Consider the following 26050-nt stretch of genomic DNA (forward strand, 5'->3'; position numbering starts at 1 on the left):
ACGCAAACAATCTGGAGACGACATGCTCGAGCTATCCGCGTTAGGCACTTTCATTGCCGTTGTATTCGGCCTCTTTCTGATTCCCGGGCCCGCCGTGCTGCTGGTTTTAACACGCACGGTGCACGGAGGACGCAAGGCCGGCATCTTCACCGGCCTTGGCATTGCAGTGGGCGACTTCATTCACACGCTGGGCGCGGCGGTTGGCCTCTCTGCCTTGCTGATGACGTCGGCACTCGCGTTCAACGCAGTCAAATGGATCGGCGCCGCGTATCTGGTTTATCTGGGCATTCGCGCATTGCGTGAAAAGCAGACCAACGCGAATGTGCCCGCGAGCGCGCCCGTCTCCGCGTCGAAAGCGTTCTTTCAAGCCATTCCCGCCGAGGTGCTGAATCCTAAGACCGCGCTTTTCTTTCTCGCGTTTCTTCCGCAATTCGTTCATCCCGAACATGGCTCCACGTTTTTGCAGTTCACGACGTTGGGCCTGATTTTCGTCGGCATGAGCGCGCTTTACACCACGCTGATCGTCTTGACGATTCGCCCGCTCGGCAGGCTTATCAAGCGCCTGACGTGGCTGCGCCGGTGGCAGAACAAGATCATCGGTGTGCTGTTTATTTCGCTTGGACTGCGCGTGGCGACGCAAACGCGCTGAGCGCCCGCGTATTCCGCCCGCCCTTTCGCCATCTAGGCGAGCGGTAAAGACTCTTGTCATAGTTAGCGCTTTCCCGTTCAACTGGCCTGCATTGCACGAGAATAGAGATGGACCACATCGCCGCTTCCGCAGCCACGCCGGCACGCCGGATCGAGTTCTGGTTCGACTTCGGCAGCAACTATAGCTACCTGAGTGTCATGCGCATCGAGGCTGAGGCCGCGGCGCGAGGCGTGAGCGTCGATTGGCGGCCGTTTCTGCTAGGACCGATCTTTCGCGCGCTTGGTTTCGACAATTCTCCGTTCGTTCTGCAAAAGGAAAAGGGCGCCTACGTGTGGAAGGACATGGAACGGCAGTGCCGCAAATACGGCATTGCGTTGACACGTCCGAGCGTTTTTCCGCGAGCAGCGTTACTCGCGCTGCGTGTAGCGCTGCTCGGCGCGGAGCGCGAATGGATTGCTGCGTACTGTCGAGAGATCATGCAGCAGAACTTCGTGCATGACCGCGATATCGGTTCGATCGAAGTAGTGAGCGAAGCGCTCACGAAACTCGGTTTACCCGCGCAACAGATCGTCGCCGAAGCGCAGAGCGACACGAACAAGCTGCGTCTGCGTGAACAGACCGAAGCTGCCGCGTCCAAAGGCATTTTCGGCGCGCCTACTTTCTTTGTCGGCGACGAAATGTTCTGGGGCAACGACCGGCTGGAAGACGCGTTGGACTTCTGCTATTCGTCGCCGCGCTGACAGAAGCGCCTGCCAGGCACATGCGATACGACGGCCTGCGCAATTTCAAGCGGTGTACTTTCGGCGGGCACCACGCGGCGACTTGCTTCGGGCGTGTGCTTCATGGTCCATTCGACGAGCCGGTACGAACGTCCCCAAGGCGGTTGCAGCGGGTCAGAGACCTTGCATGAGTGAATCTGCCGGACCCATTCGTTGTCAGGCATGGCGCGCAGATGCTCGAATACCTTGTTCTCAACCATGGTGTGACCTCTTTCTTTTTCGCAGGCATGCAACCTGTCTCTTGGCGCGTCGGCAAACATCGCTGAAAAAAACGCCGCCGGTGATCTGGCGGCTCAACAGGGGATGTTGAGTCACATGGTTGCAGCAAAGAATTAAGCGAGACTTAAGATCGCGCAAATCCGCACGCATACGCGTAGCGGTCGGGTCGAGCGCCACGCGTAGTGTCACGCATCCGGCGGCACGCCGAGCAGTTGCAACGCGCCGCCCGTTACGGCGCTGAACACCGGGCCGGCGACAGTGCCGCCATAAAACGCCTTGCCGGCCGGGTCGTCGATCATCACGGCGACGATCAGTCTCGGGTCGCTCATAGGCGCCATTCCGACGAAGAGTGCACGGTAGCGATTCTTCGCGTACGTCGCGCCGACCTGCTTGCGCGCAGTCCCGGTCTTGCCGCCCACGCGGTAGCCTTCCACTGTCGCAGCGCGCCCGGTGCCGCGATCGCCCGTGGCCATTTCCAGCATCGAGCGGATCGCGCGTGCGGTGCCGGGCGTGGTGACCGCGTGGCGCGTTTGAGGTGAAGCGCCCGCGTCATTGCCGCCCGCCTCGGTGCCCTCGCGTAGCAACCGCACGCGGTGCATCGTTCCGTCGCCGGCATAGGCGGTGTAGATCTGCGCGATCTGCAATAGCGAAGCGGAAAGTCCGTAGCCGTATGCCATGGTTGCCTGCTCGATCGGGCGCCAGCGTTTGTACGGGCGCACCTTGCCCGATGCCACGCCTGGGAACGTCAGATCGGGCCGCAAGCCGAGCCCGTATTCCTGATACTTCGTCCAGATTTTCTCGGCCGGCAAATTGAGCGCGAGCTTGGCGAGCGCAATATTGCTCGACTTCTGCACTGCTTCCGCAACGGTCATCGCGCCGTGATTCGACGTGTCGTGAATCACCGCGGGACCGATCTTGTACCAACCCGGCGCCGTGTCGATCACGCTTTGCGGCCGCACTTTGCCTTCGTCGATGGAAAGCGCGACGACCACTGGCTTGATCGTCGAACCCGGCTCGAACGTGTCGACCACCGCGCGATTGCGCAATTGCCGCCCGGTCAGACGCGCGCGGTCGTTCGGATCGAAGCTCGGATAATTGGCGAGCGCGAGAATCTCGCCGTTGCGCGCGTCGAGCACCACCACGCTGCCCGCTTCCGCGCGATGTTTCGCAATCGCGTCCTTCAACTGTCCGTATGCGAGTTGCTGAATGCGCCGGTCGATGGTCAGATGGATCGTCTCGCCGTTCTGCGCGGGTACGAGCGGGCGCGTCTCTGACACGACGCGGCCGAGCCGGTCGCGGATGACTTCGCGATGGCCGGGCACGCCGAGCAGTTGTTCGTTGGCCGCCAGCTCGACGCCTTCCTGACCGTTGTCCTCGATGTCCGTAAAGCCGACCACGTGCGCCGCCGACTCGCCCTCCGGATAAAAGCGCTTGGAATCCGCAATCTGCGTGATGCCCGCGAGTCCGAGCTTCGAAAGATGACCGGCGGTATCCGCGTCGACCTGGCGCTTGAGCAGCACGAACGTCTTGTCGCCGCTCAGACGACGACGCAGTTCCGCGAGCGGCAGATCGAGCAGCTTCGAAAGCGGCGGCAACGCGGCCTCGTCGAGTAGTTTCGGGGACGCCCAGATCTCGTAAGTCGCCAGACTGACGGCGAGCATGGAGCCGTTGCGGTCGACAATGCGGCCGCGCGTTGCATCCAGTTCGATCGTGCGTTGGTAGCGCTTTTGCCCTTGATCGATGTAGAAGTCGCGATTCACCACCTGTACCCAGAGCGCGCGCCCGGCGAGCGCGGCAAACGCACCGAACACCAGCACGACGATGAACTTCGAGCGCCACATTGGAAGACGCGCAACGAGCAACTGGTTCTTTGCGACCGGAGCGTACGGGTCGCGTGGTTGAGACTTTTTCTTCTGGATCATAGAGGCGGATAAACAGCGGATTGACTTGCATCGCTCAAAGGCGGCGCGGCTCATTGTAATGAGAACGTAATCTGTATGAGAGATTACTGCAAGTCAACTCGCGCGACGGGCGAAAAAAAGCCGCGCGGATCCGAAAATCCGTGCGGCTCGTGTTCAAGCGCTTCTGTCCGTCGCGTTGTCTAGTTGTCCGTTGTTTCCGTCGCTTCCCGTTACGTTCTCCCGCCTTGTTACGCGCGCTTGTCACGCCCGTCAGCGTCAGGCCGGCAGCGCAAAGCTGGAAATCGCTTCGCGCAGAACGCCCACCTGGTCTTTCAGCGAATGCGCGGCGGCCGCGGCCTGTTCCACGAGCGCGGCGTTCTGCTGCGTGACCTGATCCATTTCCCCGACCGCGCGATTCACCTGCTCGATGCCCGCGCTCTGCTCGCGCGACGCGTTGCTGATTTCCTCGAGGATCTCGTTCACGCGACGCACCGATTGCACGATCTCGCCCATCGTCGAACCCGCGTTGGACACGAGCGATGCGCCTGCTTCCACGGTATTCGTCGACGTTTCGATCAGCGCCTTGATCTCCTTGGCGGCCGTGGCCGAGCGTTGCGCGAGGCTGCGCACTTCGGCGGCGACCACCGCGAAGCCACGTCCCTGTTCGCCCGCGCGGGCCGCCTCGACTGCGGCGTTCAGCGCGAGAATGTTGGTCTGGAATGCGATGCCGTCGATCACCCCAATGATGTCGCCGATCTGCCGCGAGCTCGTCGTGATCTCGCCCATCGTACGGACCACGTCGTCGACGACGCGGCTGCCGCGCGTGGCGACGTCCGCGGCTTGACCCGCGAGTTGTGCAGCTTGCAGCGCGCTGTCGGCGTTCTGCTTCACATTGACCGTCATCTGATCCATGCTCGACGCCGTCTGCACCAGCGCGGCCGCCTGCTCCTCGGTGCGCTGCGACAGATCGGTATTGCCCGCGGCAATTTCGCTCGCGCCGATGTTGATGTTTTCGGTGCCGGTACGAACGCGCGAAACGGTGTCCACGAGACCCGCCTGCATGGTCTGCAACGCATGCAGCAGGCTGCCGGCGTCGTTGTCCTTGACCGGCACGCGCGTCGCAAGGTTGCCGCGCGCCATCAGCTGCGCATGTTCGACGGCCACTTCCAGATCGCCGCCGAGCGAGCGGCGGATGCTGCGCAACACGAGCAGCATGATGGCCGTAGCAACAGCGCCGAGTGCGACGGTGATGGCGAGCCAGCGCAGGAGACTTGAATAAAACGCGCGCTGCACGTCGTCCATATACATGCCGGTGACGACATACCAGTCCCACGGCTGGAAGTGCATCGCATAGCTCGTCTTGGCCACGGGCTTGTCGCTGCCGGGCTTCGCCCACAGATAGTCGACAAAGCCGCCGCCTTCGCGATTGCCTGCGTTGACGATATCCACGAACAGATGGTTGCCCGCCGGATCGGTGAATTGCGCCAGGTTTTTGCCGACCATCTCTTTCTTGAACGGATGCATCAGCATGACCGGCTGGGAATCGTTGACCGAGATGTAGCCGTCCTTGCCGTAGCGCATCGCCTCAATCGTTGCGAGCGCCTGCTTCTTCGCTTCGTCCTCGGTGATGACGTGCTGCTGCGCCAGCGTGTAATAACGGCTCACCACGTGGTTCGCCTGATCGATCAGCGACGTGAGCTGATCGCGCCGGTCGGCAATCATCGACGCACGGTTTTGCCATGCACCGAAGCCGCCGATCAGGATCAGGCCGAACCAGAGGACGGCGATCATTGAGGCCAGTTTTTTGTTCAAAGTCATAGCAATGGGTCGTGCTTTCACAAAGGGTCGATCGGATTGGCTGTTTGCTTTTCGCTGACTGTGTTTACGGCAGTCGCAAGGAGTCTCCTGAGGCAGGGGAAACCCGCTGTTTTAGCAGGGGTTTTGTCTGACTAAATGACCTCTGCGGCTTTGTAAGGCGACGAGTCGCCTGTTTATTAAAAATGCAATGAAGTTTGAAACGCGGTAATCAATTAATCGTGAAGCGTTATTCAACTGTTTTTCGCGATTAACACGATTTTCATTGGAATACGCTTGTTGCAATTTGCGTCGCTGGAGCACGCCGATTCGGCTGCCAGCGCGTGGGGACATGGTGTCCTGTCAAGTTTCCACAAAACGCCAATTAACTCCAAAGGCCACGTGGCTGTGGATCTCTGCAAAAATCGACACATTTTTCCACTTAACAGCAAGGCCGAAAAAGCAGAGCCGTCTAAATGACCAATAAATGAAAATTCCGCTATAGTCGCCATTTTCCAGTCGCCAGCCGGGCAAAAAGAGCGCCAATAAGCCCGCCACAAGGAGTACCGAAAATGAATGCCCGCGAACCCGCCTTCGTCTCCGCTTCCCGCAGCGCACGTCTGCGTCAGATGCTTGTCAGCAACGAACTCGAATTCATGATGGAGGCCCATAACGGCCTGTCCGCCCGCATCGTGCGCGAAGCAGGTTTCAAGGCGATCTGGGGCTCGGGCCTCGCGATTTCCGCGCAATTCGGCGTGCGCGACAACAATGAAGCAAGCTGGACGCAGGTGGTCGACAACCTCGAATTCATGGCCGACGCAAGCGATCTGCCCATTCTGCTCGACGGCGATACCGGCTACGGCAACTTCAACAACGTGCGCCGCCTCGTGCGCAAGCTGGAACAACGCGGCATTGCCGGCGTGTGTATCGAAGACAAGCAGTTCCCGAAAACGAATAGCTTCATTAACGGCGAAGCGCAGCCGCTCGCCGATATGGACGAATTCTGCGGCAAGATCAAAGCCGGTAAGGACTCGCAGTCGGACGAAAATTTTTCGATCGTGGCGCGCGTGGAAGCGCTGATCGCAGGCTGGGGCATGGACGAAGCGCTGCGCCGCGCGGAAGCTTATCGTCGCGCCGGCGCCGACGCGATTCTAATTCACAGCAAGCTCTCGCGTCCCGACGAAATTCTCGAGTTCGCGCGTGAGTGGGCGGGCCGTGGGCCGCTCGTCATCGTGCCCACCAAGTACTACAGCACGCCGACCGAAGTGTTCCGCGAAGCCGGCATCAGCACGGTGATCTGGGCGAACCATCTGATTCGCGCGGCGACCTCGGCCATGCAGGCGGTTGCACGAGAAATCCATACGAGTGAAACCCTCGTCAATGTCGAAGACCGCATTGCCGGCGTCAATGAAATTTTCCGTTTGCAGGACGCGGACGAATACTCGGAAGCGGAAGACCGCTATCTGTCGAGCGGCCGCGCGGCGAGCGCAGCTGTCGTGCTTGCGGCGAGCCGCGGCAAGGGCCTCGAAGCGGTCACTCAGGACCGTCCGAAGGTCATGTTGCCGATCGCCGGTAAGCCGCTGTTGCGCTGGCTGGTCGACGCGTTCAAGAAGCAGGGCGTCAACGACATCACCGTGGTCGGCGGTTATCGCGCCGATGCAATCGACACGGCCGGTATCAAGCTCGTGGTCAATGACAAGCATGCGGAAACCGGCGAACTCGCATCGCTTGCGTGCGCACTCGACAAGCTCGCGGGCGACACGCTGATCTCGTACGGCGATCTGCTGTTCCGCAGCTATATCCTGCGCGATCTGGTGGAGAGCGAGGCGGCGTTCAGCGTCGTGGTGGATTCGTCGTTGACCGATGCGGAAAACGCGAGCGTGCGCGACTTCGCGTGGTGCTCGTCGGCCGACGACCGCGGTCTCTTCGGCAACAAGGTGCTGTTGCGTCACGTTTCGAGCGGGCAGCAGGCGTCGTCGGAGATTGCCGCGCAAACGCCGCATGGCCGTTGGGTCGGTCTTCTGAACGTGCGTGGCGAAGGCTGCGAGCGTCTTCGGGCGGTCATGCGGCAGTTGCAGGCGCGTGCCGATTTCGCGTCGCTCGACATGCCCGCTTTGTTGAACGCGCTGATCGAGGCCGGTGAATCGATCGAGGTGCAATACGTGCACGGCCACTGGCGCGGTGTGAACGATCTCGAAGACTTCCGCCGCGCCGGCGACTTCGCGCATGGCCAGACGCCGCTCGCGGCGTCGGTCGGCACGCAGGCAACGGATTCCGCGAACGGAGCCGAGCAATGATCGAGGCGGCACAGTTCGTCGAGGCGGCGCGCGATCGCGGTTTCGACTGGTACGCGGGCGTGCCGTGCTCGTATCTGACACCGTTCATCAACTACGTGTTGCAGGACGAGTCGCTGCATTACGTGTCGGCGGCGAATGAAGGCGACGCTGTCGCGCTGATCGCCGGCGTCGCGCTCGGCGCGCGCGATGAGCGTGGTGGAGGCACACGCCGCCGCGGCATCACGATGATGCAGAACTCCGGGCTCGGCAACGCGGTGAGCCCGCTGACGTCGCTCACGTGGACCTTCCGTTTGCCGCAATTGCTGATCGTGACGTGGCGCGGCCAGCCCGGCGTCGCCGATGAACCGCAGCACGCGTTGATGGGTCCCGTCACGCCCGCGATGCTCGACACGATGGAAATTCCCTGGGAGACCTTCCCGACGGAAGCCGACGCAATCGGCCCGGCGCTGGATCGCGCCATCGCCCACATGGACGAAACGGGCCGCCCGTACGCGCTCGTCATGCAAAAGGGCAGCGTCGCGCCGTACGAGTTGAAGGCCGGCGCCGCCAGCGAGCGCCGCGTGCCGGCGACGGCGCGTTCGCAGTTCGCCAACGTGGCCGCGAGCGAACTCGCGTCGCGCCATGACGCGCTGAAGAAGGTGATCGCGCATACGCCGATCGAGTCGACGGTGGTGCTGGCGTCGACCGGTTTTTGCGGGCGCGAGCTTTACGCAATCGACGATCGTCCGAATCAGTTGTACATGGTCGGCTCGATGGGCTGCGTGACGCCGTTCGCGCTGGGTCTGGCGCTCGCGCGGCCGGACCTGCATGTCGTCGCGCTCGACGGCGACGGCGCCGCGCTGATGCGCATGGGCGCCTTCGCAACGCTCGGCGCATACGGCCCGTCCAATCTCACGCACGTGCTGCTCGACAACGGCGCGCACGACTCGACCGGGGGACAGGCGACGGTGTCGTCGCAAGTCTCGTTCGCGGGCGTTGCGGCGGCGTGCGGTTATGCGTCGGCGGTCGAAAGCGACGATCCGGCCGTGCTCGACCAGTTGTTCGAATCGGCCCCGCTCGATGGCCCGCGTTTTGCGCGCCTCGTGATTCGCCGCGGCACGCCTGACGGCTTGCCGCGTCCCACCATCACACCGCCCGATGTGAAAACGCGCCTCATGCGCCACATCGGCGCCGCGTGAAGTCAAAGTAAAGGAGCGCCCATGCTGCTGCTCAATCCCGGTCCGGTGACGCTCACCGAACGTGTTCGCAACAGCCTGTTGCAGACGGACCTGTGCCATCGCGAAAGCGAATTTTTCGACTTGCAGGAAGAGGCGCGCACGCGTCTCGTCGACCTGTACGGTCTCGACGCGAGCGAATGGCAAGCGGTGCTCATGACGGGCTCCGGTACGGCCGCTGTCGAAAGCATGACCGCCGCGCTGGTGCCGCAAAACGGCAAGCTGCTGGTGGTGGAAAACGGCGTGTACGGTGAGCGCATTTCGCAGATCGCGGCGCAGTACGGCATCGCGCACGAGTCGCTCAAGCACGACTGGATGCAGGCGCCCGACCTCGCGAAAATCGCCGAACGTCTCGACGCGGACAAAGCGTTCACACATGTTGCCGTCATTCATCACGAGACAACGACGGGGCGTTTGAACGACCTCGCGGCGTTGGGCACGCTGTGCCGTGCGCGCGGCTTGCGTTTGCTGGTGGACGGCGTGAGCAGCTTCGGCGCCGAAGCGATCGATTTCGCCGACGCGAGCCTCGACGCGGTCGCCGCGACGGCCAACAAATGTTTGCACGGCGTGCCGGGTGCCTCGTTCGTGCTGGTGCGCCGCGCCGCGCTCGCGCAGGCGGCGAGCCGCACGTACTACCTCGACCTCGGGCGGCTCGCGCGCTTGCAGGATCAGCGCAACACGCCGTTCACGCCGTCGGTTCATGCGTACTACGCGCTCGTCGAAGCACTGCGCGAGATCGCCGACGAAGGCGGCTGGCGCGCCCGTCATGCGCGTTACGCAGCGCTCGCGGAACAGGCGCGCGCGGGACTGGCCGAGCGCGGCATCGGCAGCGTGCTGGCGCCGGCGGAATCGTCGGTGGTGTTGCGTGCATACCGGCTGCCGAACGGCGTCACGTATCCGCAATTGCACGATGCGCTGAAGGCGCGCGGATTCGTCATCTATGCGGGACAGGGCGGGCTGTCAGCCGAGCTGTTCCGTATTTCGACGATGGGCAATATCCACGCCGCCGACATCGACCGGCTGGTGCAGGGCTTTACCGAACTGACGCGCTGAGCGCCGCGCTGCTGGCTCACACAGGGTCTTTGTCCGGCGGCCCTTCCGGGCGCTGCGGCTCTTCGGTGTGATGACCGGGCGATGGCGGCGTCAACGGATCGCCTTCCGGATCGCGGGTCGGATCGGCGTTAGGGTCGGGGATCGGGCTTGTATGCATGTCGTAGCTCATGGCATCACCTGTGGTTGAGAACTCTGCGATAGCGGGACGGCGTCCGGCGTTCTCTTCAAGCGTAGACGCTTCCTGTCAGGCTTGACCGCCAGAGTTGCTGCGCTGATCGTCCTGTTACTTCTTCACGCGACGGCCGACGGTGAGGTGCCAATAGCGCTCGGCGGCAAAAACATCCTCGTAGTTGCCGGCGCCGAACGCGCGCAACTGACTCTGATACGCATTGACCGCTTCGCGCTTGATCTGTCCGCGGCGCTGTGCGTCGATCGTGTGTCCGGCGCTCGGATTGGCCGGCGTCGCCACGATGCCGCGCTGCGCGAGATCGGCAAGCCGTGCCTGCACGACACCCGGCGTGCGCCGGTGAATGGCTTCCTCGTAGCCGAACCATTCGAGATGCGACAGGCGCGGCAGGATCTCGCAGCATGCTTCGAATACGCGCACATGGTCGTCGTGAAACAGGCCGAGCGGCATCAGCAACGTGTTCGCCGTGGTTCGGTAAATGGTTTCCTCTAGTGCCGCTGCCATTTTGCTGATCGACGGCGAGTCGGAATACTGACTGTCGCGAAACGGCATTCGCAGCGGAATTGCATCGAGCAATTCAAGCGCGCGATTGTCTTCGAGCGTGCGCTCGTGTATTGCCTCATGGGCGTCGCTGAAGCCCGACTTTTCATCCCATTCCGTACGCATCGTATGCTCGGGCGGCGCGGCGAAGACCGTACAAACCGCAGCGTCGGGATGCGCGGCGAGCAATGCGCCGCAACTGAAGACGGCGTCGTCGAAATGAGGTGACACGATGAAAAGGCGCGGACTGGTTTCGCTCATGGGAAGTCGGGTGGTTGCGAAACGTGCGCCGCGTGAGCGGCGTAACGTTGCGTGACAATCGCGGCGTCACATCAGCTTAGGCGGAATTGGAACGAGTTGCGCGGCTGATTCGCAGTCTATGAACGGTTCCGATTGCATCGAGCATTAATCATGTTCCGCGCAAGCCTCATGCCTGATGCCCTTTCGCTTTCAGCGGGCGGTCAACGCAGAGCCCGCAAATCGTCGGGCGTGTCTATATCGCGCAAGATTCCGGCGTCGTCGACATCTAGCCTCATGACGCGTTCGGAGCCGAGCAACGAGCGCGCGCCGCTGTCGCCGTCGAGGCGCAGCAGCGCGTCGCGGTAGTCCACGCCAAACCCTACGGGATGGCCGCGCTGCCCGTCGTAAAACGGCGCCACGATCGGCGCGCCGCCGTCGAGCGCGCGGGCCACCGCTTCGATCGTGGTGATCTCGATGCGCGGCATGTCGGCGAGCGCGACGATCCAGCCCTCGGCGTCCTCACTCGCCTGAATACCTGCAGCGAGGCTTGCGCCCATGCCGCGTTCGGCGCCGGGCGCGAACGCCACGTCGCAGCCCGCATCGTTCAAAAGCCGCGCAAGCGCTTCAGCGCCCGGCCGCACCACGGCCAGCACGTGCGGCACGACCCTCAGTAGCCGGTGCGCCGCTTCCTGCGCGACCGGCGTGCCGTCGGGCAGCCGCGCAAGCAGCTTGTTTTGCAGGCCGTGCGGATCGAAGCGGGAGCCGATCCCGGCCGCGAGCAATATGCCAGTGGCGAGCGACGCGTAAGCCATGGATGGGCACCGTTGAGTAAGATGCCACCGATTGTGCGGCGCAACGCACGGCGAGGCAAGCGGCCCGCGCAGCGCGCTCAGACCTGCGTCGTCGTCATCACCTTGTCGAGCGTTATCGGAAGATCGCGCACGCGCACACCGGTTGCGTGGTACACCGCGTTGGCAAGCGCGGCGCACACGCCCGTAATGCCGATCTCGCCGATGCCGCGCACGCCAAGGGAATTTATATACGGGTCGGGCCGGTCGAGGAACGTGATATCCAGCGCGCCGATGTCGGCATTCACTGGCACGTGGTACTCGGCGAGATTTGCGTTCGTGAAACGCCCATAGCGCGTATCCAGCGAGGTTTCCTCCTGCAACGCCGCGCCCACGCCCCATACAATGCCGCCGAGCATCTGGCTGCGTGCGGTTTTCTCGTTGAGCACGCGCCCCACGTCGTACACGCCGACCACGCGCGGCACGCGAATCGTGCCGAGGTCCGCGTCCACATGCACTTCGACGAACACCGCGCCGAACGAGTGAAACGAGTACTTCTGCTTCTCGCCGCCCGGCTTGACGGTGGACGTCGCTTCGATCGGCTTGCCGCCGGAGCGCGCAACGATCGCCGCCGCGGGATCACGCTTCGACGGTTGCGAGCGGCTCGTTACCCAGCCGTTCTCCACGGTGATGTCGTCGAGCGCCATGCCGTGCACGGGCGACGCGGGGTCCGCCAATGCAAGCGCGATGAGCCGCGCGCGCGCCTCGGTCGCGGCGTCGCGCACGGCCGGCGAAACGCTCGCCGCCGATTGCGAGCCGCCCGACACCGGCGCCTTTGGCAGCGACGAATCGCCGAGCGCAAAGTGGATGTTTTCCGGCGCGAAGCCAAGCGCGTCCGCGGCGACCTGGGTCATCACCGTGTACGTTCCAGTGCCGATGTCCTGCGTGCCCGAGGCCACCATCGCAGTGCCGTCGGGCAGAATTCGCGCGATGGCGCTCGCTTCGCTGCGATTGGCCGGGTAGGTCGCGGTCGCCATGCCCATGCCGATCAGCGTATTGCCGTCACGCATGGAACGCGGCGCGGGGCTGCGCCGCGACCAGCCGAATTTCTCCGCGCCGATCTGATAGCACTCACGTAACGACTTGCCCGACCAGGGCTTGTTTTCCTGCGGATCGGCTTCCGCATAGTTCTTCAGGCGCAACGCGAGCGGGTCCATTTTGAGCGCGACCGCCAGTTCGTCCATTGCGGATTCCAGCGCAAACGAGCCGGTCGTCTCGCCCGGCGCGCGCATGAAGGTCGGCGTGCCGACGTTGAGCGGCACGAGCCGGTGCGTGGTCACCTGGTTCGGCACCGCATACAACATACGCGTGACCATGCAGCACGTCTCGGTCCAGTCTTCGATCTTGGACGTGTTCGAAATGCTGTCGTGACGCATGGCGCTCAGCGTGCCGTCGCGCCGCGCGGCCAGCACGAGGCGCTGTTCGGTGCGCGGACGTGCACCGACCGGACCGAACATTTGCGGCCGCTCGAGCACGAGCCGCACCGGACGCCCGGTCTGTTTCGCGGCCATCGCGCACAAGGACACATGTGACCAGGACGAGCCCTTGCAGCCAAATCCGCCGCCGACGAACGGCGAGATCACGCGTATGTCGCCAGGTGAAATGCCGAGCGTTCGGGCCACCGCCTGCGCTTCGCCGCTCACGCCCTGGGTCGAATCGTAGAGCGTAAGTTGCGGGCCGTCCCAACGCGCCATGGTCGCGTGCGGCTCCATTGGATTGTGATGCTCGATGGGCGTCGTGTAGGTTGCGTCGATATGCACCGCGCTGTTCTGCATGCCGTCTTCGAAGCTGCCACGCTGCGTATCCGTTTGACGCCCTTGCGGTTTGTCCGGGGCATGTGCATTTGCCTTCGCCTGTGCGAAGTCGAGCGTGGCCGGCGTGCTCTGATACGTGATGCGCAACCGGCGCGCGGCATCGGTCGCATGTTCGAGCGTATCGGCGACGACTACCGCCACCGGCTCGTTGTTGTAATGCACCTGGTTGTCCTGCAGGAGCGACAGTCGACGCCCCGCAGGCGGGGCCAGTTGCGCCTTGCCGCCGTTCGGCAGACGCGGTGCGTTCTGATGCGTCATGACGAGCAGCACGCCGGGCACGGCCTGCGCGCGGCTTGCGTCGATCGACGCAATCGTGCCGCGTGCAATCGTGCTCGTCACGAGCACCGCGTGGGCGAGACGCGCTTCCGGAAATTCCGCGGCATAGCGTGCTTCGCCGGTTACTTTGAGAAGACCGTCGATGCGGTCGAACGGTTGACCGATCAGCGTCATGCGACACCTCCTGCGCGGCCGGCGGCCTGATTCACTGCACGCACGATCGCGCGTTGCGCGAGCTGCACCTTGAAGCGGTTGTCGGCGAGCGGCCGGGCATCGCGCAATGCAGCGGCAGCGGCGTTGGCGAGCGCGGCTTGTGTCAGCGGCTGTCCGTTCAGCATCTGCTCGGCTGCGCTGGCGCGCCACGGTTTGTGCGCGACGCCGCCCAATGCAATGCGCGCGGTCTGCACGCGCTCGCCGTCCATCTGCAATGCAGCGGCCACCGAGACCAGGGCGAATGCGTAACTGGCGCGGTCACGCACTTTCAGGTAGTGCGAATGTGCGCTGAAAAGCGGTGGCGGAAGATCCACCGCGGTAATCAGTTCGCCGGGACGCAACGTGGTGTCGACATCGGGTCTGTCGCCCGGTAGCCGATGAAATTCGGCGAACGGAATGCTTCGCTCCCCGGCCGGGCCGCTCACGCGGACCACCGCATCGAGCGCGGCGAGCGCCACGCTCATGTCCGACGGGTTGACCGCGACGCACTGCGGACTCGCGCCGAGAATCGCGTGCATGCGGTTATGCCCTTCGAGCGCCGCGCAGCCGCTGCCCAATACGCGCTTGTTGCACTGGGAGAAAGCGGTGTCGTAGAAGTATGCGCAGCGGGTACGTTGCAGCAGATTCCCGCCGACCGTCGCCATATTGCGCAATTGCGACGACGCGCCCGACAAGAATGCTTGCGATAACAACGGATACTGTTCGCGCACCAACGCGTGGTTCGCGGCGTCGCTATTGCGCACGAGTGCGCCGATGCGAATGCCGCCGTCGGGCAGTGTCGTCACGCCGTCGAGTCCGCCGATATGCGTGATGTCGATAAGCCGCACCGGACGCTCGACACCTCCCTTCATCAGATCGAGCAGATTCGTGCCGCCGCCGATGAACACCGCGCCCGGTTGCTGCACGGCGCGCACTGCGCCGGCGACATCGGCGGCGCGTTCGTAGGTAATCGCATCCATGCCGTCGCTCCGTTACGCGTTGTCGCGGTTATCGTGGTTATCGCGATGGTCACGATGGTCGGCGCCAGCCGTGCCCGCATTCTGACCACTGCCTTCATGCGCCGCGCGTATCGCGGCAACGATATTTGAATAGGCACCGCAGCGGCAAATGTTGCCGCTCATGCGTTCGCGAATCTCTTCGTCGGAAAGTTTGGCGGGACGTTGGCGCACATCGGCGGTCACAACACTCGCCGTGCCGTTGCGAAACTCCTGGAGCAGAGCGGTCGCCGAGCATAGTTGCCCCGGCGTGCAGTAGCCGCACTGAAACGCATCGTGTTCGATGAACGCGCGTTGCAGCGGGCTCAATGCACCATTGCTCGCGAGCCCTTCGACCGTGGTGATGGTCTCGCCTTCATGCATGACGGCGAGCGTTAGACATGAATTGATGCGGCGTCCGTTGGCGATCACCGTACAAGCGCCGCATTGTCCGCGGTCACAGCCTTTCTTGGTGCCCATGAGACCCGCGTACTCACGCAATGCATCGAGCAAGGTCACGCGCGGCTCGAGTTGCAACGTATACGCACGGCCGTTGACGTTCAATTCGACGGGGCGTGGCGGCACGGGAGCAGGAGCCTGCGCGGGTGGCGCTACAGATGTTTGCGCTTGTGCGCGAAGGTGCGGTGCCGCACCGACAGTCGCGGCTGCTGCAGCCGATTGTAGAAAACGGCGACGAGAAGGTTGGTGCAAGGCGGCGGCTTCGTCACCCGGATCATGACATTCGTTGTCTGTTGCCATAACGTTCTATTGACTCCGCTGAAAGGTCAATGCAGGCTGACGATGCGTCGGTATCCGAAGCTTCGCGTCCAACAACCGAGGGTAACAAATCCGGCGCAGTTGCGTGAACAACGCTGACACAAAACGGTATTGTGAAAATAACGGAGACAGCACATATGAGATCACCCATTGGAGTCGGGCACGCGCTTCCCCTTGCAATCGTTGTCGCTCTCGGTGTGAGCGCCTGCCACGGCGACCACGACGACAGCACGCCGCAGCCGCAAGCCAACGTCCTTCCCAGCTTCATCGCGGGCACCGTCAGGACACAGTCATATGACGGCAATAGTGACGACCTGCTCACGGCCGGACTCGGTAAAACTGGCCTCGCTTCAGCCACTGCTCCCGCGATTGCCAACGCCGCGCAACCGACAGCGGCGGAACTGCGCCGACTCGCGATCTGGTCGAACTATCGCGCGCTCGTCGACATGAGTAGCAATGGCGGCTATGGGCGCTTCTGGGGTCCCAATGTCGATGTGAACGGCAACGACACGTTGGGCGAAGGAAAGATAGCGGGCAAGGAATACCTCGCTTTCGCAGACGACGGCAGCGGTAAGCAGAATGTCAGCGTGCTCGTGCAAATTCCGGCGAGCTTCAATGCGGATCAACCGTGCATCGTCACGGCAACGTCATCGGGTTCTCGCGGCGTGTATGGCGCGATCTCCGCGGCCGGCGAGTGGGGTCTCAAGCGCGGCTGCGCGGTCGCCTACACGGACAAAGGCTCGGGCAACGGCGCGCACGAACTGTCGACGAATCGCGTGACGCTGATCGACGGCACGTTGCAGGACGCGAATGCCGCAGGCAACGCGAGCCTCTTCACGGCCAACCTGGGCAACACGGATGCCGCCACCTACAACAGCCAGTTCCCTAACCGGTACGCGTTCAAGCACGCGCACTCGCAGCAGAACCCGGAGCAGGACTGGGGCAAGAACACGTTGCAGGCGATCAAGTTCGCGTATTGGGCACTCAACGATTCGTATGGAACGTTGAACGGCTCGACGCGCACGGTACGCTATAACCAGGGCAGCATCACGACGATCGCGGCATCGGTGAGCAACGGCGGCGGCGCGTCGCTCGCAGCCGCCGAGCAGGATACCTCCGGACTCATTACCGCAGTGGTAGTCGGCGAGCCGCAGATCAACGTGCGCGTGCCCTCGCAAGTCTCGGTGACTCAGGGCGGTGTGCCCGTCGGCGCATTCGGCAAGCCGCTTGCGGATTACATGACGCTCGCGAATCTGCTTGAGCCTTGCGCAGCGCTCGCGCCTGCCGCAGTCGGCGCGCCGTATCTGACGGCGCTGCCGCTTGCCACGACCACCGCGATTCGCACCGCGCGATGCGCGGCGCTCGCGGCCAACGGTGTGATCGCGGGGGCGGACACCGTCACCCAGGCAACCAATGCGCTCGCGCTGTTGCATCAGAACGGCTACGAGACCGACTCCGACGTGCTCCATGCGCCGATGTGGGATTCGCAGGCGGTGCCCGCCGTCGCCGTGACTTACGCGAACGCTTATGCGAGAGCGAGCGTGAGCGCGAACCTGTGCAACTTCAGCTTCGGCACGACGAGTTCGACGGGCGCGGCGGGCGTGACGCCGGCTGTATCGCCCATGCTCACTGTGTTCGGCAATGGCAATGGTGTGCCGCCCACCAACGGTATCAACCTCGTCTACAACGCGGGCACGGCGGGCGCATTCGACCACCGGCTCGCAACCGTCGACGCAAGCTATGCGGGCGCAGCCTGCCTGCGTACGCTGTGGACCAACGGCACGCTGACAACGAGCGTTGAAGCGATCAAGGTGAATGCTAACCTGCATGGCAAGCCCACCATCATCGTGCAAGGCCGGGCCGATGCGCTGGTGCCGATCAATCATGCGTCGCGGCCCTATGTCGCAACGAACCAGCTGCTCGAAGGCGGCGCGAGCAAGCTCTCGTTCTATGAAATCACGAACGGCCAGCACTTCGACGCGTTCCTCGGCGTGGCGGGCTTCGACAACCGCTTCGTACCGCTGCATTACTACAACATTCAGGCACTCAATCTGATGTGGAGTCATCTGAAGAGCGGCACGCCGCTGCCGCCGTCTCAAGTGGTTCATACGGTGCCGCGCGGCGGCTCACCGGGCGCTGCACCCGTATTGACCGTCGCCAACTTGCCGGCGATTGCGGCCAACCCTGGCGGCAATGCCATCACGGTGTCGAACGGGGTGGTGAACGTGCCGAACTGATGGTGGCTGTGTGTCGATAGCGGACCACGCGCGCGGTGTCTGATCGCGCGTGTGGCCGCTAGTTTGAATACCAGGCCGGGTATGAACGATGCTACCTGTATTCGGAATCAAGCGCGTTCAGAGGACAGCCGATGCAGTTCGACTACAAGCATTTCCACATCGATTGCCGCGCACGCCACGCCGACGAAGGCGTCTACTACGCGCGCGCGAAAATCACTCGCATACCGCGGAAAAACGAGCATTTCCGGTCGCACGATTCCGGCGACATCGACGCTTTCTCGAACGAGGCCGATGCGATCGCCTGCGCAAGGTCGTGGGCAATCGAATGGTGCGATGAGGCGGCCGACGCCGTGTCGGGACCGGCGTCGAAATAACTTGCGTTGCAGGAGGAACCGTCGTGGCGAGGCTGCGCATTGCGACATTCAACATCAACGGAATCCGTTCGCGCCAGGCCGCGTTGCTGCAATGGCTGGAGCGCGAAGCGCCTGACATTGTCTGCTTGCAGGAACTGAAGGCCGCCGATAGCGCGTTTCCCGCCGACGCATTGCGCGAAGCGGGCTACCACGCCATCTGGCACGGCCAGAGCGCGTGGAACGGTGTGGCGATTCTGTCGAAGGGCGAGCCGCCGCTCGAAAGCCGCCGTGGCTTGCCGGGCTTCGAAGAGGACACGCATAGCCGCTATCTGGAAGCGGCCGTCGACGGCGTGCTGGTGTGCTGCCTCTATCTGCCCAACGGCAATCCGCAGCCCGGTCCGAAGTTCGAGTACAAGCTCAAGTGGTTCGACCATCTGATCGACCATGCGGCGAAGCTGCTCAAGAGCGGACATCCGGTCGTGCTGGCCGGCGACTTCAACGTCGTGCCTACCGACGAAGACATCTACAATCCGCGCTCATGGCTGAAAGACGCGCTGTTGCAGCCGGAAAGCCGCGAGCGCTACCGGCGTCTCGTCGCACAGGGATGGACGGATTCGCTGCGCACGCATTTCGGCGAGGAGCGGGTCTATACGTTCTGGGATTATTTCCGCCGGCACTGGGACACCAACTCCGGCTTGCGCATCGACCATATTCTGCTGAGCCCGGACCTCGCGCCGCGCTTGCGCGACGCGGGCGTGGACCGCTGGGTGCGCGGCGAGCCGCATGCGAGCGACCATGCGCCGACATGGGTCGAGTTGGACATGGGCGCGTCGCGTCGCAAGACACGCAGCTGAAGCACGCGTCTTGCGACTGGCGGTGACGCATCGATGCGCGGGGTAACGCTAGCGAACTATCGTTGCGCCCGGAGCCGGATGCATGCGCGCCGCGACAGCCGGGATAGCCGAGCTGGCAGGCACGTTTTCATCGATCGACGTACGTCCGCCGTCGTGGAAGAACGCCTGCTCCGCGGCCTTGTTCATCACGAGAATGCTGATGCGCCGATTGGTCGGTTCGTCCACGACATTGCTGTTGAGCGGCAGTACATCAGCAAGACCGCGTACCTGCAACAGCTTTTCGACGTGCATGCCGCCTGCCACCAGCGCGCGCCGCGCGGCATTCGCGCGCTCGGAAGAAAGCTCCCAGTTCGAATAGCCTACCGGTCCGCCTGTGTATGCCACGGCGTCGGTGTGCCCCGCGATCGAGATCCGGTTCTCGACGTCGTTGAGCGCGGCGCCGATCTGCGTCAGTATCGCGACCGCGTAGCTCTGCAGTTTCGGACTTCCCGATGCGAACATCGGGCGGTTCTGCGAATCGACGATCTCGATGCGCAGTCCTTCGTTGGTGATCGAAATGCGGATCTGGTCCTTGAAGGCCTTTAACGCAGGACTCTGTTCGATCAACGAGACCAGCTTCTCTTTCAGTTGCTGCAAGCGGGCCGTGTCTGCGGGCGCGACGGTCGGCGCCACGTTCACAGGAGTGGCGGGTTCGATCTGGGTTTTCTTGCCGTCGCCGGGGCGCGTGTCCGAGATGTCGCGGCCGCCGCCTTGCACGATGCTCGGCCGTGCTGCGGCCGTGCCTTCGTTGCCGCCGAGCAGGCTTGATAACGGCGTGTTGAAGTAATCTTCGATGCCTTGCTTGTCGAACTTCGACGTCGAGCCGAGCAGCCACATCAGCAGGAAGAACGCCATCATCGCAGTGACGAAGTCGGCATACGCAATCTTCCACGCGCCGCCATGATGCCCACCGTGGTCGTCGCCCTTTTTCGAGCGGCGCACGATGATCGGCGGCGGCGCTTCGTCCTGGGAGCCGCGTGACCTTCTTTGCGTCATGACGCGGCTCCCTCGGTGGCCGGCTTCGGCGATTTGGTCGCGCGCACGGCGTCGTCGAGTTCCTGGAAGCTCGGGCGATCGGCGGTGAACAGCACCTTGCGGCCAAACTCCACGGCGATGGGCGGTGCATAGCCCGACAGCGAGGCAAGCAGCACCGCCTTCACGCATTGGAACGGCTTCGCTTCGGCACGGCCCTTTGCGTTGAGCAGATCGGCGAGCGGACCGATAAAGCCATATGCGAGAAGAATGCCGAGGAACGTTCCGACCAGTGCACCCGCGATCATCTCGCCGAGCACGGCGGGCGGCGCGCCGACCGAACCCATGGTGTGAACCACGCCCATCACGGCGGCAACGATGCCGAATGCAGGAAGGCCGTCGGCCATCTTCTGGATTGCATTGGCTGCCACCGAAGCTTCCGCGTGATGCGTGGCCAGTTCTTCATCCATCAGGTCCTGTACTTCGAGCACGTTGACGTTGCCGCCCGACATCATGCGCAAATAGTCGACGATAAAATCCAGCAGATGATGGTCGGCGAGGACGTGCGGATACTTCTGGAAAATCACGCTTTCTTCCGGCGCAAAGACGTCGGCTTCGAGCGACATCATGCCTTCCTTGCGTGCCTTCTGAAGCAGCTCATAAAGTAGAGCGATCAGCTCCAGATATTTTTCCTTTGTGTAACCGCCGCCCTTGAAACATTTAGGAATCGCCTTGAGGGTTTTCTTCAATGTCGAAGTGGGATTGCTCACTACGAACGCGCCAATTGCCGCGCCGAAAATGCATAGCAATTCGAACGGTTGAAGGAGCGCCGGCAAATGGCCGCCCACGCCAAGAAAGCTCCCAAGGACGGAGCCGATCACCAACAGCCAGCCAATCGCAACAAACATAAATTCTCCATAATCTTGCGCGCCGCACGTTGTGAGAATGAGCCCTGGTCAAGGGCATTTGCGTGCGTCACTGAATTTCCGCATGTACTGGTAAACGGCTCGAAAGGGTGATTGCTGAAGAGCGCGAAGCAACCGGAATTCAAATATTGCAGGGCTCGCTCGCGCATTCATTCGGCATCGGTAAAAGCGCCCGCACCTTTTTACCGGTTGCTCTGCTAGCATGCAGTGCGACCCGCGTCAGGGCTCCTCGACGGTGAACTCTCAAGACGAACGAAGATGACTATGAAAGCCAGCACCATTGCGGAGCGCGAGGCCCGCGGCCGTGCCGCCCGCGAAAAATCGAAGCGGTCGAGTCATAAAACGGTGGGCGCATTAGACCGCGATCCAATCGACCTTATTAAGCAAAGCAGCGAAGGCCGCGTGCAGAACCTCGTGCCGTTGCGCTATGGGCGCATGGCCGTGTCGCCGTTCACGTTCTTTCGCGGCACCGCGAACCTGCAAGCTCACGATCTAAGCCAGGTTCACGACAGCGGCCTGACCATGCCGATCTGCGGAGACGGGCATCTGATGAACTTCGGTGGCTTCGCGACGCCCGAGCGCCAGCTGGTTTTCGACCTGAATGATTTCGACGAAGTGTCGGTGGGCCCATTCGAATGGGACCTCAAGCGCCTTGCCGCCAGCCTCGTGCTGGCCGCGCGTCACATGCGCCTGAGTCGCGGCACAGCCGAGCATCTGGTGATGACCGCCGTGAGCGAATACCGCAATCGCATGGCGCAATACGCACAATGCGGCGCGCTGGAACTCTGGTATGAGCGCATTACCTTCGACCGCATGGCGGAGACCGCGCTGTCGCCGGAACGCCGCCGCGCGGTGCGCCGCGGCATGGAGAAGGCCGCGAGCCGCACGCACGAAAGTCTGTTCGAAAAGATGGCCGAGCATGACGGCGAGCGCTGGGTGATTCGCGATGCGCCGCCTGCGCTTTTTCACGTGCTCGGCTCGAACACGCTCTTCACATCCGAAGAGACCGATGAACTGAAGGGCTCGCACGGGCACAAGATACTCGACGGCATGTGGAGCGAGTACATGAAGACGATGTCGCATGACCGGCGTGAACTGCTTGGTCAGTTCAGCGTGCAGGACATCGTATTCAAGGTAGTGGGCGTGGGCAGCGTGGGGACGCGCTGCATGGCGGTGCTGCTCGTCGATCCCACGGGCAAGCCGCTCTTCGTACAGATCAAGGAAGCGAGGCCGTCGGTGATCGCCCGCTACTACAAGTCGCCACCGGTCAAGCATCAAGGCGAGCGCGTGGTGCAGGGGCAGCGCATGCTGCAGGCCGCGAGCGACATCTTTTTAGGCTGGGCGACGAGTTCGCTCGGCCGGCATTACTACTTCCGTCAATTGCGCGACATGAAGCTGTCGGCGAGCATCGAATTGTTCGACAGCGATCTGCTGGACGGTTACGCGAGGCTATGCGGCTGGGCGATGGCGCGTGCCCATGCAAAGGCGAGCGGCCAGGCGGTCGAAGTGAGCGCGTATATCGGGCGCGGCGATCAGTTCGCCGAGGCGTTGGCAGCTTACGCGGCGACTTACGCCGATCAGGTGGAGCGCGACTACGATGTCTTCGTCAAGGCATGTCGAAGCGGTGTTATCGAGGCGCGCTCAGACGAAGACATGGCGGCGGATTTTTGCATGTGAAGCAACGCTGTGGATCAACGCTGTGAATCAGGGCTGTGAATCCACACTGTCAAGCGTCGACCCTCGCCTCGCGTAGCGTCACGAAGCGCAAGTTCCTTTTGCGAGCCGCCTCGATGACACGTGGCAGCACGGCGAGAATCAGCGGCTTACCGTCGGCGGTCAGCGCGGCGTTGCCGTCGTGCAGCAGCAGTATGTCGCGCGGCGCGAGACCGTCGAGCAGCCTGCGCGTGACGACTTGCGGATCGCGTTCGCGTGTGTCGTAGCCGCGGCGCGTCCATGCCGCTAGCCGCAAATCTAGCTTGCGCAGCACCGGCTCCAGAAAAATATTGCGCAGGCCTGCCGGCGCGCGAAAGAACATGGGCCGCTCGCCGCTGAGTTCTTCGAGTGTGCGTTGCGCGGCATCTATCTCGCGCAGAAGCGCGCCGGGAAACGTCACAGAAAATGTGTGCACGTGAACCTGCGAATGGTTTTCGAGCGCATGACCTCGCGCGACGATCTCGCGTGCGAGTTGCGGATAACGCCGCGCCTTTTCTCCTATGCAGAAGAACGTAGCGCGCACGTGCAGCGCATCGAGCAGGTCGAGTACTTGCGGCGTGACGACGGGATCTGGACCGTCGTCGATAGTCAATGCGATTGCATCCGCGTTGCGCGCGGCAGCGGGCAGGCGCGTCCAGTTCGGACCCAGCAGCGACGTACGCGGCAGCAGACCGGCCACGGTAAATACAGCGTGATTCGCAAAGATCGCGGCGAGCCACCACGGCCATGCGCGGGGCGCCAGCAGCCATGCGGCCAGCACCAAGACGTGCCATGCGGCGGTGGCGGTGAGCATCGCGGGATAGCCGGTCTGAGGCCACCGGCGCAGCGGTGGCGCTCCAGCGTCGTGGGGCGTGGAGAGTTGGTTCATAAAGCGTGCTTCCGGTAATTGCGCGGGCAAGCAGGGCACCGCGCGCAACGTCGAACGATACCATTGATGCGTGGACCGGCAAGCTCGCGGACAGGAACCGCAATGAAAGCGCGCCGGTTGCATGATGGAAGCTCTCGCAGGCGGCATTTGTGATCGACCGTCCGCTGCGGTATGGTTCGAAACAGGTGCCGAACAATGGTGCAGGAGCGATGGTGCGGGGCGGCCCTTCATTCATGAAACAGGGAGACGAGCGGTGACGGTGACGGGAATCAGAAAGGTGGCATTGGTAACGGGTGCGGGCAGCGGCATCGGCCGTGCATGTGCGGTACGTCTCGCGGAGCATGGGTATAGCGTGGTGCTTGCGGGCCGTCGTCAGGCGGCGCTCGACGCCGTAGCCGAGCAGGCGCGCGCCGTGGGCGGAGAAGCGGCCGCGGTGCCTTGCGACGTGACGGACGCGGACAGTGTCGACGCGCTGTTCAACACGGTCCGCGAACGCTATGGCCGGCTCGACTTGCTGTTCAACAACGCCGGGCGCAGCGGCTCGCCGGTCGACATCGACGAACTCGATATAAACGAATGGCGTTCGGTGGTCGACACCAACCTCACCGGTGTGTTCCTGTGCACGCGGGCGGCATTCGGTCTGATGAAAACGCAGAATCCGCGCGGCGGGCGCATCATTAACAACGGTTCGATTTCGGCGCACGCGCCGAGGCCGAACAGCATTGCCTACACAGCGACCAAGCACGCAGTCACGGGCCTCACGAAAGCCGTGTCGCTCGACGGCCGGAAATACGACATCGTGTGCGGGCAGATCGATATCGGCAACGCGGCCACGGAAATGGCCGAGCGCATGGCGCGCGGCGTGCCGCAGGCGAACGGCGAGATCGCGGTCGAGCCGCTGATGGACGTGCAGCATGTCGCGGACGCCGTGCTGCACATGGCGCAATTGCCGCTGTCGGCGAACGTCCAGTTCATGACCATCATGGCGAGCAAGATGCCGTTCGTCGGACGCGGCTGACGGCCACCCGCGCCAAGCGCGGCGCGGGAGATCAACATATACTGAGCGCTTTCCTTCTTCGCCTTCGCTGCCTCGCATTGCGTGCGTTCCGAGCGTGTTCACGTGAAGTCATCAGCCGTGCCTCAAGCCAGCGCCGTGGACGATCCAAAGCCCGCACCGCCGGTGCAGCCCGACCTCGAGGATTGTTGCCATAGCGGCTGTAGTCCGTGCGTGTTCGATCTATATGACGACGCGCTGGAGCGCTACCGGGTCGCGCTGGCCGAATGGGAAGCGCGGCAGGCGCAACGTGCGGCGGTCCCGATCCCGGCGGCGAAGCGCGGCGTGCGCAAGCGCCGGTGAAGCACCGTCGCGCGCTTTTACGCCGCCGCAGTCATCAGTGATCCCGTCATGACCGACCTTTTTTCCGCGCCACTCGAACCCTTCAACGAATCGCACACCCTCGACGATCTGCACGACTTCGTGCAGCGCTATCCACGGCTCTTCGTTCTGACGGGCGCGGGCATCAGCACGGATTCCGGCATTCCCGGCTATCGCGACGACAACGGCGAGTGGAAGCGCTCGCCGCCCATCACGCTGCAGGAATTTCTCGGTACGGACGCAATGCGCCGGCGTTACTGGGCGCGCAGCATGGTCGGCTGGCCGGTCGTTGCACAGGCGCAGCCCAACGCCGCACATGTCGCGCTTGCGCGCCTCCAGGCGGCAGGCCATGTGCCGACGCTCGTCACGCAGAACGTCGACGGATTGCATCAGCGCGCGGGTAGCCGCGACGTGATCGAATTGCACGGCGGCATAGACGGGGTCGTTTGTCTCGATTGCGGCACGCAGCATTCGCGCGCGTCGATCCAGCAGACGCTCGAGGCGGAAAATCCCGCGCTGCTGAGCGTGACCGCCGAAACTGCCGCCGACGGCGATGCGCATCTCGAATGGCACGCGCTCGAAGCGTTTCGCGTTCCGGCGTGCACGAATTGCGGCGGCTTGCTGAAACCGGCGGTGGTGTTTTTCGGCGAAAGTGTGCCGCGCGAGCGCGTCGAGGCGGCTTCGCATGCGCTCGATGCCGCGGACGCCGTGCTGGTGGTCGGCTCGTCGCTGATGGTCTATTCCGGCTATCGCTTCTGCGTGTGGGCGCAAAAGCAGCGCAAACCAGTCGCCGCGATCAATCTCGGGCGTACGCGCGCCGATCCGCTGTTGTCGCTGAAAATTGCGGCGCCATGCGCCGATACGCTGACCGCTTTGGCCGGCCGTCTCGCGGTAGATTGAACTGCGGCTCGGTGCCAGGACAAGCGAATGCAAGCCAT

The 26050-nt window shown here is 63.1% G+C and carries 24 protein-coding genes; 12 read left to right on the forward strand and 12 right to left on the reverse strand.

The genetic code is table 11. The features are described 5' to 3' along the window. The first annotated feature begins 22 nt into the window (after positions 1-22). Positions 23-649 (forward strand): LysE family translocator, encoded by a 627-nt coding sequence (locus SB753_RS15275; RefSeq protein WP_131320455.1) that lies wholly within the window; start codon positions 23-25, stop codon positions 647-649. 107 nt (positions 650-756) lie between these two features. Continuing rightward, a complete protein-coding gene (locus tag SB753_RS15280; RefSeq protein WP_410800556.1) occupies positions 757-1389 on the forward strand; it encodes a 2-hydroxychromene-2-carboxylate isomerase in 633 nt (210 codons plus the stop codon). On the opposite strand, the gene SB753_RS15285 is transcribed toward SB753_RS15280, so the two are convergent. From SB753_RS15285 to SB753_RS15295, 3 genes are all read right to left on the reverse strand, one after another. Then, complete coding sequence (locus SB753_RS15285) at positions 1371-1628, reverse strand: DUF2866 domain-containing protein (RefSeq protein ID WP_020068060.1); 258 nt, start codon at positions 1626-1628, stop codon at positions 1371-1373. The genes SB753_RS15280 and SB753_RS15285 overlap by 19 nt on opposite strands. 204 nt (positions 1629-1832) lie before the next feature. Next, on the reverse strand, positions 1833-3569 hold the full coding sequence (locus SB753_RS15290) for a peptidoglycan D,D-transpeptidase FtsI family protein (RefSeq protein ID WP_410800558.1): 1737 nt from the start codon (positions 3567-3569) through the stop codon (positions 1833-1835). A gap of 255 nt (positions 3570-3824) precedes the next feature. Next, on the reverse strand, positions 3825-5366 hold the full coding sequence (locus SB753_RS15295) for a methyl-accepting chemotaxis protein (protein WP_392394664.1): 1542 nt from the start codon (positions 5364-5366) through the stop codon (positions 3825-3827). 548 nt (positions 5367-5914) lie between these two features. On the opposite strand from SB753_RS15295, the gene aepX reads away from it, so the two are divergent. From aepX to SB753_RS15310, 3 genes are read left to right on the forward strand one after another with little or no spacing between them, the layout of a single operon-like run. Next, entirely contained in the window at positions 5915-7639 is a 1725-nt protein-coding gene (aepX, locus tag SB753_RS15300) for a phosphoenolpyruvate mutase (protein ID WP_410800560.1), read from the forward strand. Further along, positions 7636-8817 (forward strand): phosphonopyruvate decarboxylase, encoded by a 1182-nt coding sequence (gene aepY, locus SB753_RS15305; RefSeq protein WP_410800562.1) that lies wholly within the window; start codon positions 7636-7638, stop codon positions 8815-8817. Before aepX ends, aepY begins: the two co-directional genes overlap by 4 nt. A 21-nt stretch (positions 8818-8838) precedes the next feature. Then, positions 8839-9906 (forward strand): 2-aminoethylphosphonate aminotransferase, encoded by a 1068-nt coding sequence (locus SB753_RS15310; RefSeq protein ID WP_410800564.1) that lies wholly within the window; start codon positions 8839-8841, stop codon positions 9904-9906. A 16-nt stretch (positions 9907-9922) separates the two neighbouring features. On the opposite strand, the gene SB753_RS15315 is transcribed toward SB753_RS15310, so the two are convergent. The 6 genes from SB753_RS15315 to SB753_RS15340 all read right to left on the reverse strand — a co-directional run bounded on the left by SB753_RS15315 (position 9923) and on the right by SB753_RS15340 (position 15757). Further along, positions 9923-10075, reverse strand: coding sequence for a hypothetical protein (locus SB753_RS15315; protein WP_164701897.1), 153 nt, complete (start codon positions 10073-10075; stop codon positions 9923-9925). Between the two features lie 114 nt (positions 10076-10189). Then, entirely contained in the window at positions 10190-10894 is a 705-nt protein-coding gene (locus SB753_RS15320) for a PIG-L family deacetylase (protein ID WP_020068067.1), read from the reverse strand. A 200-nt stretch (positions 10895-11094) separates the two neighbouring features. After that, the gene (locus SB753_RS15325) at positions 11095-11685 is read right to left on the reverse strand and encodes an NTP transferase domain-containing protein (RefSeq protein WP_410800566.1); all 591 of its coding nucleotides are present in this window, start codon (positions 11683-11685) and stop codon (positions 11095-11097) included. A gap of 77 nt (positions 11686-11762) precedes the next feature. Beyond that, a complete protein-coding gene (locus tag SB753_RS15330; protein ID WP_410800568.1) occupies positions 11763-13985 on the reverse strand; it encodes a xanthine dehydrogenase family protein molybdopterin-binding subunit in 2223 nt (740 codons plus the stop codon). Further along, positions 13982-14983 carry an FAD binding domain-containing protein gene (locus tag SB753_RS15335; RefSeq protein ID WP_410800570.1) on the reverse strand — a complete coding sequence of 334 codons (1002 nt, stop codon included), beginning with the start codon at positions 14981-14983 and terminating at the stop codon, positions 13982-13984. The genes SB753_RS15330 and SB753_RS15335 overlap by 4 nt, the downstream gene beginning before the upstream one ends. Positions 14984-14995: 12 nt before the next feature. Next, positions 14996-15757 (reverse strand): (2Fe-2S)-binding protein, encoded by a 762-nt coding sequence (locus tag SB753_RS15340; protein WP_088175827.1) that lies wholly within the window; start codon positions 15755-15757, stop codon positions 14996-14998. A gap of 155 nt (positions 15758-15912) precedes the next feature. Between SB753_RS15340 and SB753_RS15345 the strand changes: the two genes are divergently transcribed. The 3 genes from SB753_RS15345 to SB753_RS15355 all read left to right on the forward strand — a co-directional run bounded on the left by SB753_RS15345 (position 15913) and on the right by SB753_RS15355 (position 19219). Then, positions 15913-18012: a D-(-)-3-hydroxybutyrate oligomer hydrolase gene (locus SB753_RS15345; protein WP_410800572.1), complete on the forward strand. Its 2100-nt coding sequence runs from the start codon at positions 15913-15915 to the stop codon at positions 18010-18012. Between the two features lie 131 nt (positions 18013-18143). Then, a complete protein-coding gene (locus SB753_RS15350) occupies positions 18144-18386 on the forward strand; it encodes a hypothetical protein (RefSeq protein ID WP_408412983.1) in 243 nt (80 codons plus the stop codon). Between the two features lie 23 nt (positions 18387-18409). Next, complete coding sequence (locus SB753_RS15355) at positions 18410-19219, forward strand: exodeoxyribonuclease III (protein WP_087752129.1); 810 nt, start codon at positions 18410-18412, stop codon at positions 19217-19219. Between the two features lie 48 nt (positions 19220-19267). Here SB753_RS15355 and motB read toward each other — a convergent pair whose 3' ends face one another. Both motB and motA read right to left on the reverse strand, forming a co-directional pair. Then, complete coding sequence (gene motB, locus SB753_RS15360; protein ID WP_020068076.1) at positions 19268-20254, reverse strand: flagellar motor protein MotB; 987 nt, start codon at positions 20252-20254, stop codon at positions 19268-19270. Continuing rightward, positions 20251-21138, reverse strand: coding sequence for a flagellar motor stator protein MotA (gene motA / locus SB753_RS15365; RefSeq protein ID WP_020068077.1), 888 nt, complete (start codon positions 21136-21138; stop codon positions 20251-20253). Before motA ends, motB begins: the two co-directional genes overlap by 4 nt. A 282-nt stretch (positions 21139-21420) precedes the next feature. Here motA and SB753_RS15370 point away from each other — a divergent pair, with 282 nt between their 5' ends. Continuing rightward, positions 21421-22833 carry a DUF2252 domain-containing protein gene (locus tag SB753_RS15370; protein WP_408172444.1) on the forward strand — a complete coding sequence of 471 codons (1413 nt, stop codon included), beginning with the start codon at positions 21421-21423 and terminating at the stop codon, positions 22831-22833. A gap of 49 nt (positions 22834-22882) precedes the next feature. On the opposite strand, the gene SB753_RS15375 is transcribed toward SB753_RS15370, so the two are convergent. Then, on the reverse strand, positions 22883-23737 hold the full coding sequence (locus tag SB753_RS15375) for a polysaccharide deacetylase family protein (RefSeq protein WP_408172442.1): 855 nt from the start codon (positions 23735-23737) through the stop codon (positions 22883-22885). 253 nt (positions 23738-23990) lie between these two features. Here SB753_RS15375 and SB753_RS15380 point away from each other — a divergent pair, with 253 nt between their 5' ends. The 3 genes from SB753_RS15380 to SB753_RS15390 all read left to right on the forward strand — a co-directional run bounded on the left by SB753_RS15380 (position 23991) and on the right by SB753_RS15390 (position 26012). Next, positions 23991-24755 (forward strand): SDR family oxidoreductase, encoded by a 765-nt coding sequence (locus SB753_RS15380; RefSeq protein ID WP_088175822.1) that lies wholly within the window; start codon positions 23991-23993, stop codon positions 24753-24755. A 102-nt stretch (positions 24756-24857) separates the two neighbouring features. Next, positions 24858-25094, forward strand: coding sequence for an oxidoreductase-like domain-containing protein (locus tag SB753_RS15385; RefSeq protein ID WP_227471261.1), 237 nt, complete (start codon positions 24858-24860; stop codon positions 25092-25094). A gap of 48 nt (positions 25095-25142) precedes the next feature. Further along, entirely contained in the window at positions 25143-26012 is an 870-nt protein-coding gene (locus SB753_RS15390) for an NAD-dependent protein deacetylase (protein ID WP_087753974.1), read from the forward strand. Positions 26013-26050 lie beyond the last annotated feature (38 nt).

The organism is Paraburkholderia sp. SIMBA_053, assembly GCF_046534895.1.
In the GTDB taxonomy this organism is placed as follows: Bacteria; Pseudomonadota; Gammaproteobacteria; order Burkholderiales; family Burkholderiaceae; genus Paraburkholderia; species Paraburkholderia caledonica.